This window comes from Mesorhizobium sp. M7A.F.Ca.US.007.01.2.1 (assembly GCF_003998165.1).
GTDB lineage: Bacteria > Pseudomonadota > Alphaproteobacteria > Rhizobiales > Rhizobiaceae > Mesorhizobium > Mesorhizobium ciceri.
Genome location: NZ_RZQP01000247.1, coordinates 1 through 8,424 on the forward strand (window position 1 = coordinate 1; position 8,424 = coordinate 8,424).

10 protein-coding genes are annotated in these 8,424 nt (G+C 64.9%); 6 read left to right on the forward strand and 4 right to left on the reverse strand.

Annotation, left to right across the window (positions count from 1 at the left end):
• Both EN949_RS29515 and EN949_RS29520 read right to left on the reverse strand, forming a co-directional pair.
• The coding region (locus EN949_RS29515; RefSeq protein WP_127371867.1) for a biotin/lipoyl-binding protein at positions 1–406 on the reverse strand (406 nt) is incomplete at its 3' end.
• Positions 403–882, reverse strand: coding sequence for a MarR family transcriptional regulator (locus EN949_RS29520; RefSeq protein WP_013532372.1), 480 nt, complete (start codon positions 880–882; stop codon positions 403–405). The genes EN949_RS29520 and EN949_RS29515, both read right to left, overlap by 4 nt.
• Positions 883–1,077: 195 nt before the next feature.
• Between EN949_RS29520 and EN949_RS29525 the strand changes: the two genes are divergently transcribed.
• Genes EN949_RS29525 through EN949_RS29550 form a run of 6 tightly spaced genes read left to right on the forward strand, consistent with a single transcriptional unit; the run spans position 1,078 to position 6,887 of the window.
• Positions 1,078–1,686 (forward strand): CDP-alcohol phosphatidyltransferase family protein, encoded by a 609-nt coding sequence (locus EN949_RS29525; protein WP_024504849.1) that lies wholly within the window; start codon positions 1,078–1,080, stop codon positions 1,684–1,686.
• A 48-nt stretch (positions 1,687–1,734) separates the two neighbouring features.
• The gene (locus EN949_RS29530) at positions 1,735–3,522 is read left to right on the forward strand and encodes a bifunctional alpha/beta hydrolase/class I SAM-dependent methyltransferase (RefSeq protein WP_181172674.1); all 1,788 of its coding nucleotides are present in this window, start codon (positions 1,735–1,737) and stop codon (positions 3,520–3,522) included.
• A 5-nt stretch (positions 3,523–3,527) separates the two neighbouring features.
• Complete coding sequence (locus EN949_RS29535; protein WP_024504851.1) at positions 3,528–4,853, forward strand: phosphatase PAP2/dual specificity phosphatase family protein; 1,326 nt, start codon at positions 3,528–3,530, stop codon at positions 4,851–4,853.
• The gene (locus EN949_RS29540; RefSeq protein WP_024504852.1) at positions 4,850–5,293 is read left to right on the forward strand and encodes a hypothetical protein; all 444 of its coding nucleotides are present in this window, start codon (positions 4,850–4,852) and stop codon (positions 5,291–5,293) included. Before EN949_RS29535 ends, EN949_RS29540 begins: the two co-directional genes overlap by 4 nt.
• Complete coding sequence (locus tag EN949_RS29545; RefSeq protein WP_024504853.1) at positions 5,290–5,952, forward strand: lysophospholipid acyltransferase family protein; 663 nt, start codon at positions 5,290–5,292, stop codon at positions 5,950–5,952. Before EN949_RS29540 ends, EN949_RS29545 begins: the two co-directional genes overlap by 4 nt.
• Positions 5,952–6,887 (forward strand): phosphatidate cytidylyltransferase, encoded by a 936-nt coding sequence (locus tag EN949_RS29550; RefSeq protein WP_063167715.1) that lies wholly within the window; start codon positions 5,952–5,954, stop codon positions 6,885–6,887. The genes EN949_RS29545 and EN949_RS29550 overlap by 1 nt, the downstream gene beginning before the upstream one ends.
• A gap of 25 nt (positions 6,888–6,912) precedes the next feature.
• Here EN949_RS29550 and EN949_RS29555 read toward each other — a convergent pair whose 3' ends face one another.
• The gene (locus tag EN949_RS29555) at positions 6,913–7,899 is read right to left on the reverse strand and encodes an iron ABC transporter permease (RefSeq protein ID WP_081714386.1); all 987 of its coding nucleotides are present in this window, start codon (positions 7,897–7,899) and stop codon (positions 6,913–6,915) included.
• A 29-nt stretch (positions 7,900–7,928) separates the two neighbouring features.
• A partial coding sequence (locus EN949_RS29560; RefSeq protein WP_164782577.1) for an ABC transporter substrate-binding protein occupies positions 7,929–8,424 on the reverse strand: 496 nt, incomplete at its 5' end.

Here is an 8,424-nt window from a genome sequence, read left to right on the forward strand (position 1 = left end):
GCGCGCCCGCCACCGCCGCGTCGGCCTGAGCCAACGCGATCCGGTAGGGCTCGGGGTCGATGGCAAACAGCTCGTCACCCTGCTTGACCAGCTGGTTATCGAAGATATCGACCTTGACGATGCGGCCGGCCGTGTCGGAAGCGATCGATACCTTGGCCTGCTGCAGATTGGCGTTCTCGGTCTCCTGATAGCGGCCGCCGGTAACCCAGACATAGCCGCCGCCAACAGCCAATGCCGCAGGCAGCGCGACCATCAGCAGGAAGCGGCCCAGCCGGCGCTTTTTCTTCACCGGCGCCGGAGCCGGCTGCACCGGGGGAGCAACGGTCGCCGGGGCCGCGGCCGGCTGCGCCGGCGCTTCCATTTCCAGTTCGGTCACTTTCTCGTCTATCTTGGCTACCGCGTTCATGCTGCTGCGCCCTCTGTGTTCTTCACTTTTTCAATGGACGGCGTCTCGTCGTCGGTCAGGTTGCGGACCATCGCCTCAAGTCCCTCGACGAGGACGCGACGGGCTTCCGGTTTCACGCCGACCAGCGATTCCTCATAGACTTCTCCGGCAATGCTCTTGATCACGGCGTAGGCATCGCTTGCCTTGGGCGTCAGGAAGATCATGCGGACGCGGCGATCGGCAGCGTCGGAACGACGCTCGATCCAGCCTCCCTCCTCCATGCGGTCGACCAGGCGCGAAACGCTGATCGGCTCGATTTCGAGAAGTTCGGCCAGCCGCGCCTGCGCGACACCGTCTTCCTTGGCAACGCGGACCAGAAGCCGCCATTGCGCCGAAGAAAGCCCCAAGCCACTGGCCCTCGCCTCGAAGCGCTTGCGCATCAGGCGCTGCACGTCGTGGATCAAGAAGCCCAATCTGTCGATGCCATCGGAAACCATGAGCGGGATATATAATAAGCGTGCTCACTATTCAAGGTGCCGCAGTGCACACAAAGCCGACAAATGTGCATGACAGCTTTGCCGGGCCAATCATGGTTATCGATTTGCGAACGCATGATGGCCGCGCCGCCTCTCCGCTGGTCGCGTCTGGCATATTGATGTACAGCCGCTGAACAGGATCGGGGGATCAACGCAATGCCGACGCTTTACGCTCTCAAGCCGGCCTTCCAGGGTCGATTGCGGCCGCTGGTCAATCGGCTGGCGGCCATCGGGGTCACCGCAAACAGCATAACCATCCTGGCGGCCGCGATGTCGATAGTCGCCGGCGCGGCCATTGCGATCCGGCATGAATGGCGCTGGCTGCTGTTGCTTATCCCCGTGGTGATGTTCGTGCGCATGGCGCTGAATGCCGTGGACGGCATGCTGGCGCGCGAGCATGGCCAAGCCTCGACGCTCGGCATGTATCTGAACGAGTTGTGCGACGTCGTTTCGGACCTCGCGCTGATCTTGCCTTTTGCCGTCTTTCCGGAATTTGGCGCATGGGGCGTCGTCGCCTTCGCAATATCGGCGGTGCTGACCGAGTTTGCCGGCGTGCTCGGCATCGCCGCCAAGATCGGCCGCAACTATGCCGGGCCGTTCGGCAAGAGCGACAGGGCGCTGGCGCTTGGCGTCGTCGCCGTGCTGTGCGCCCCAGGGCTGTGGCCGGCATCGATCGCGCCATTTGTGTTTCCGGCCATGGCAACGCTTTCGCTGCTGACCGCCATAAACCGGATACGCGCCGGGCTTATTGGCAGCGCCAGCTGAGCATCGAGGCTCGCCATGCCGCCAGTGGGGCCGCCAGAGGGAAAGACCATGATGCACGAACCGGTCGCCGCCGCGGCCACGGAAAGCCTTGCGCGGCAAGCGCAGGAGCGGGTCTTCCGCAGCCATGACGGGACGGAGATCTTCTACCGATTCTGGCCGGCGGCTTCGGCCGATGCCAAAGGCGCGATGGTGCTCTTCCATCGCGGCCACGAGCATGGCGGCCGCATGGCCCATCTCGTCGATGAATTGCGGATGCCGGACCACGCCTTCTATGCCTGGGATGCCCGCGGCAATGGCCGTTCGTCCGGCGAGCGCGGCTATGCCCCGTCCTTCTCGGCGCTGGTGCGCGACATCGACTGCTTCATGCGCGAGATCGCTGAAAGGGATGGCTTCGCCACGCGCGATATCGCGCTGATCGCGCAGTCCTTCGGCGCCGTTCTGGCCGCCGCCTGGGTGCATGACTATGCGCCGAAGCTGCGCGCCATGGTGCTGGCCTCACCGGCCTTCTCGGTAAAACTCTACGTGCCCTTCGCCAAGGAGGGCATAGCGCTCTGGCAGAAGATCAAGGGCCGCTTCTTCGTCAATTCCTACGTCAAGGCGAAATTCCTGACCCATGATCCCGTGCGAATCGCCTCTTTCGAGAGCGATCCACTGATCACGCGGCCGATCGCTTCCAACATCCTGGTCGAACTCTATCAGCATGCAGCCCGCATCGTTGCGGACGCCCGCGCCATCACCGCGCCGACGCAGCTTCTGCTTTCGGGCAGCGATTGGGTCGTGCGCCACGGCCCGCAGCACGAGTTCTTCGTCAATCTCGGCAGCCGCATCAAGGAACGTCATGTGCTGCCGGGCTTCTTCCACGACACGCTGGGCGAACGCGACCGGGCAAAGGCCCTCGACCTGATCCGGCCGTTCCTGGCCAGGCAGTTCGCGGCACCGGATGCGCCGGTCGACCTGAAGCAGGCGGACATTGCCGGCTACACACGCGACGAGGCCGACCGGCTTGCTTCACCGCTCGCGTTGATGTCGCCAAAGGGCCTCTATTGGGCATTCAGCCGCGCCTCCATCCGCATGGGCGCCTGGGTCTCCCAAGGCATGAAGACCGGCATTGCCACCGGCTTCGATTCCGGCTCGACGCTGGATTATGTCTACGAAAACGACGCGCGCGGACTTACGCCCCTTGGCCGCGTCGTCGACCGTGTCTTCCTGGAAGCTATCGGCTGGCGCGGCATCCGCCAGCGCAAGCTGCATCTCGAAGAACTGATCGGCTCTTGCCTGGCAACGCTCAAGACCACTGGCCGGCCAGTGCATATTCTCGACATCGCCGCCGGCCACGGCCGCTATGTTCTCGATGCCATCGTGAAGAGCCCCGACCAGCCGGCGAGCGTGCGTCTGCAGGATTATTCCGACCTCAACGTGCAGCTTGGCCGCAAGCTGATCACGGAGCGGCAATTGCCGGCTGACGTCACGTTCCAGCGCGCCGACGCTTTCGATGCCGACGTGCTCGCCAACGCCGATCCGGCGCCGGACCTCGCCATCGTTTCCGGCCTCTACGAGCTATTCTCGGACAATGCGATGATCGCCCGGTCGCTCGGTGGATTGGCCAGCGCCATGCAGCCGGGCAGCCTGTTGCTCTACACCAACCAGCCTTGGCACCCGCAGCTCGAGATGATCGCCCGCAGCCTGACCTCGCATCGCGGCGGCGAGGCCTGGGTGATGCGCCGGCGCACGCAAGGCGAAATGGACCAGTTCGTCGAAGCCGCCGGTTTCGAAAAGCTCGACCAGCGCATCGACCAATGGGGCATCTTCACCGTCTCGCTCGCGCGGCGCCGCTGAGCAGCATGGTGTCATCGCCTGCATCCGTGGCGCGTGCCGAACCCTATAGCCGGGTGGTCGTCAGGGCAGCCCTGTGGCTGGCCTTCCTGGCGCCGTTCTTCTATCTCAGCTACGGCTTCGCCAACTGGCTGGCGTCGCGGCGCGACGATGTCGGCAGTATCGTGTTCTCGTGGGAGCACGGCATCCCGTTCGTCGCCTGGACCATCGTGCCCTATTGGTCGATCAACCTGTTCTACGGCCTGTCGCTGCTGCTCAACAACGACAGGCAAGGGGTCGACCGTCTGGCCGGACGCTATCTCACCGCGCAAATCGTCGCCGTTATCTGCTTCATCCTGTTCCCGCTGACCGCTACATTCGTGCGGCCGGCGACGACCGGCCTGCCCGGCTTCCTGTTTGCCGTGCTCGGCGGTTTCGACAAGCCGTTCAACCAGGCCCCCTCGCTGCACATCGCCCTTTTGGCGATCATCTGGGATCATTGGCGCCACCGGCTCGGCGGGTTGCTCCTGCCGCTCTGGCACGGCTGGTGCTTTCTGATCGGCGCCTCGGTGCTGACGACCTGGCAGCATCACTTCATCGACATCCCGACCGGCGCGCTGCTCGGGTTCTTTGCGCTGTGGCTGTTTCCGCGCAGCGGCGCATTGCCGTTTGCAGGCTTCCGGCTGACCAACGATGCGAAAGCGCGGCGGCTGGCGCGGTTCTACGCTATGGGCGCCGTCCTCGCGCTGGCCGGTGCCGCGCTCGGTGCCTACGTTTGCGCCGTCGCGCTCTTCCTGCTTTGGCCGGCGCTGGCGCTGGCCATCGTCACCCTCGCCTATGCAGGGGCAGGCGAAAAAGTGTTCCAGAAATCCGCCGATGGCAGCATGACGCTTGCAAGCCGTGTCCTGCTCTTGCCTTATCGCCTCGGCGCCAGGGCAAACATATGGGCCTGGACGCGCAATCTTGCCCCCCAGGTGGCGATTGCCGAAGGTGTCTTTCTCGGGCGCTTTCCCACGGCAAGCGAGGCCAACAGCTTCGGCACGGTCATCGACCTCGCCGCCGAACTCGAAAAGCCGGCGACAACCGATTGCCGCTGGATCAGCTTTCCGATGATCGACCTGTTGCCGCCGCCACTGGCGATACGGCAACAGGCAGCCGGCGCGCTGGAGAATGCACGCCGCGACGGCACCGTCCTGGTGTGCTGCGCGCTCGGCTTCCAGCGCAGCGCCGGCGTCGTCGCCGAATGGCTGGTGGCGACCGGCAGGGCCGGGACGCCGACGCTCGCCCGCGAGATGCTCGCGGCCGCCGGCCGGCCGGTCCACCTTGCAGAGGCCACTGGGCGGGCGGCGTCATGACAGGCAATACCTATCAGGACCGCACCGACCGCTTCGCCGGCATGCTGATGCGACAGGCCGCGTGGCCGGCCGCAATCGTGCTGACCGCAAATGTCCTTGCGCCTCTAGCCGCGTCGGCGCGCGGTGCCTTCGAGACCTTGCCCGCGGCCATCGCTTTGTCGATCGCCGCCGCGAGCGCGGTTGCTGTGCTGGCGCTGTCGGCATTGCTGGCATTCGACGCGCTGCTGTTCCGACTGATGGCGAGCCATGACGACGAAGCTTCCGGCGGTGCCGCGGTGGATGACATGTTGGCGCGCATGCGCCTGAAACCGGCTCCGTTCGCGACACGCTTGCTCGATGACCGCATGGCCGGCACAAGCCGCTTGCTGTTCAAGCAACGCGCTGCCCTGGCTCTGTTTGCCGCAGCGCTTCTGGCGGCAGGGTTTTGGGCGCCGCGATGAACAAGCTTTCGCTCAAGACCTTCACCTTGCTGCAGACGGTAACCTCCGTCGGCCTGTCGGCTCTGGCCCGGATGGTGACCGGGGTGCGGCCGATCTGGAACGGCAGCCTGCCCTCCGAGCGGCAGCGCATCTATTTCGCCAATCACACCAGCCATGGCGACTTCATCCTTTTGTCGGCCTGTCTCAGCGAAAGGGAGCGCGCGATCACCCATGCTGTTGCCGCAGGCGAATATTGGGGGAAGTCGCGGCTGCGCCGCTTTATCGCGCAGGACATCTTGTCGTCCGTGCTCATCAACCGGCAATGGACGAGACCTGAGGAAAACCCCATCGAGATCATGCTGTCGGTTCTCGACCAAGGGCACTCGCTTATCCTGTTTCCCGAAGGCACACGCAACATGACCGAAGAGCCGCTGCTGGCGTTCCGCTCCGGGCTCTACAATCTGTCGACGGCGCGGCCTGAGGTCGAGCTGATCCCGTGCTGGATCGAGAACATGTCGCGCGTGCTGCCCAAGGGCCAGTTCCTGCCGGTGCCGCTGCTGTGCCGCGTCGTTTTCGGCGCGCCTGTCGCGGTTGGCCCGGGCGAAGAACGCCGCGCCTTTCTCGAGCGCGCCCACGCCGCGCTTCTGGCGCTCAACCCGCGTCCCGAGCGAGACGATTGATGCGCCACGAGATCTCCATCCTGATCATCGGCCTGCTGGCGGTTTTGACCACCGCCAGCATCGTCGCCACCATCCTTTCGGCGCGAGCGCCGAAGCCGCTGAGCTCGACGCTTGTCAATCTCACGCAGCGCATCAACGCCTGGTGGGTGATGGTGGCGCTGATGACGGTCGCCTTCTTCTTCGGCCGTTACGGGATGACCATCCTGTTTGCGCTGATTTCCTTCGCCGCGCTGCGCGAATTCGTGACGCTGACGCATACGCGCCGCAGCGACCATTGGGTGCTGCTCGGCATGTTCGGCATCATCATCCCGTTTCAGTACTGGCTGGTGTGGACCGCCTGGTACGGGCTCTTCGTCATCTTCATTCCGGTCTACTGCTTCCTCTTGATGCCGGCCATCACGGCGCTGCATGGCGACACCGAACGCTTCCTCGAGCGGATCGCCGCGCAGCAATGGGCGGTGATGATCTCGGTCTATTGCGTCAGCCACGTCCCCGCCCTGCTGACACTCGACGTGCCAGGCTTCGAAGGCCGCACCTTGCTGCTGATCGCCTTCCTGATCATCGTCGTGCAAGGCAGCGACGTGCTGCAGTACATCTTCGGCAAGCTGTTTGGTAAACACCGGTTTTCGCCGAACGTCTCGCCGTCGAAAACCTGGGAAGGGCTGATCGGCGGATTGGTGTCGGCGAGCCTGCTCGGCGCGCTGTTGTCGTTCGTGACGCCCTTCTCGGCGCTGCAGGCGGCAGGCGTGGCCTTCGTCGCCTGCTCGATGGGATTCCTAGGCGGGCTGGTCGCCTCGGCCATCAAGCGCGACCAGGGCGTCAAGGACTGGGGCCATCTCATCGAAGGCCATGGCGGCATGATGGACCGCACCGACAGCCTGGTCTTCGCCGCCCCGGTGTTCTTCCACATCGTGCGCTATTTCTGGACTGTGTGATCCGGCGACCGGTTGCCAAAGGCGCTCAAAGCCGGTTGCGGATCAGCATGGTGACGACGAAGAACGCACCGACCGAGCTGGTGATGATGCCGATCGGCAGTTCCTGCGGCGGCAGCAGCGTTCGGGCCAGAAGATCGCTGGCCAGCAAAAGCACCGCGCCGAAGACGGCGCAGCTGGCAACCAGGCGCAGATGCAAGGGGCCTGCCAGCGGCCGCGACAGATGCGGGATCATCAGCCCGACGAAGCCGATGACCCCGGCGACAGAGACCAGGATCGCCGTCGAGAAGGCGGCGACGAGAAACGTCATTCGGCGCATGCGCGCCACTGGCACGCCAAGGCTTTCGGCGGCGTTTTCGCCGGCCAGGAAGGCATCGAGCCGGCGGTGGTTCCACAGCGCGTAAGCCAGAATGGTGCCCGCACCCAGCGCGCCGAGCCAGATATTGTCCCAGCGCGCCAGGCCAAGGCCGCCCATCGTCCAGAACAACACGGAGTGGGCGGCGCGCTGGTCGCCGGCAAAGACCAGGTAGTTGGTCAAGGCGGTGAACATGAAGGACACGGCAAGGCCGGCGAGGATCAGCCGCTCCGGCCCTTGGCCCCTCACCCGCGCGACCAGCAGCAGGACGACGCCGGCGGCCAATATGCCGCCGGTGAAGGCCGCGACCGGCAACGTCCAGATGCCAAAGCTGTCGCCGAAGACGGTGATGACGGAAACGGCACCGGCGGCGGCGCCCGACGACAGGCCGAACAGGAACGGATCGGCGAGATCGTTGCGGGTCACTGTCTGCAGCAGCGCGCCGACGACGCCGAGGCCCGCGCCGACGCAGATGGCCAGGATCGTGCGCGGCAGCCGCAGATCGACGACGATCTTGCCGACCGGCCCGGACACGTCGTGCCCGCCTAAGCCGATTGCGCGGCCAAGCGCTGCTACAACGTCGGCCAGCGGGATCAGCGTCGAGCCATAGGCGATCGACAGCAGAGCGAGAGCGGCGATCGCCGCCGCTCCCGCCAGCATGGCCAACGCAAATGCCGGATGGCGCAAGCTCAAAATGCTTCCGGGTGCATGGCCTTGGCGATCTTGTCGATCGCTTCGATGTTGGCGGGTCCAGGCGTCAGCTCGGCGTAGCGGAGGGCGACGAAGCGCTCGTTCTTGACCGCGTCTGTCTCCTTCATGGCCGGATGCGCTTTCAGGAAATCGAGCAGCTTCCTGTAGCCGCCACCGTCCTGGTAATCGAGCAGGATGAGGAATTGCGGATTGCGCGACGCCACCGTTTCCCAATCCGTGTTGCCCCAGCTGGTGTCCATGTCAGCCATGATGTTGTCGCCGCCGGCGGCAGTGATCATGGCGCTGGGGATGGCGAACTTGCCTGCGGTGAACGGCTTGTCCTCGCCGGAATCGTAGAGGAACACCCGCGTGCCCTTGGCGCTGCCGACCTTGGCGGTGATGTCGGCGAGCTGCGCCTTCCAGCCAGAGACAAGCTTTTCAGCCTCGGCCTCCTTGCCGAAGATCTTGCCCAGCTTTTCGACGTCGCCATAGAGC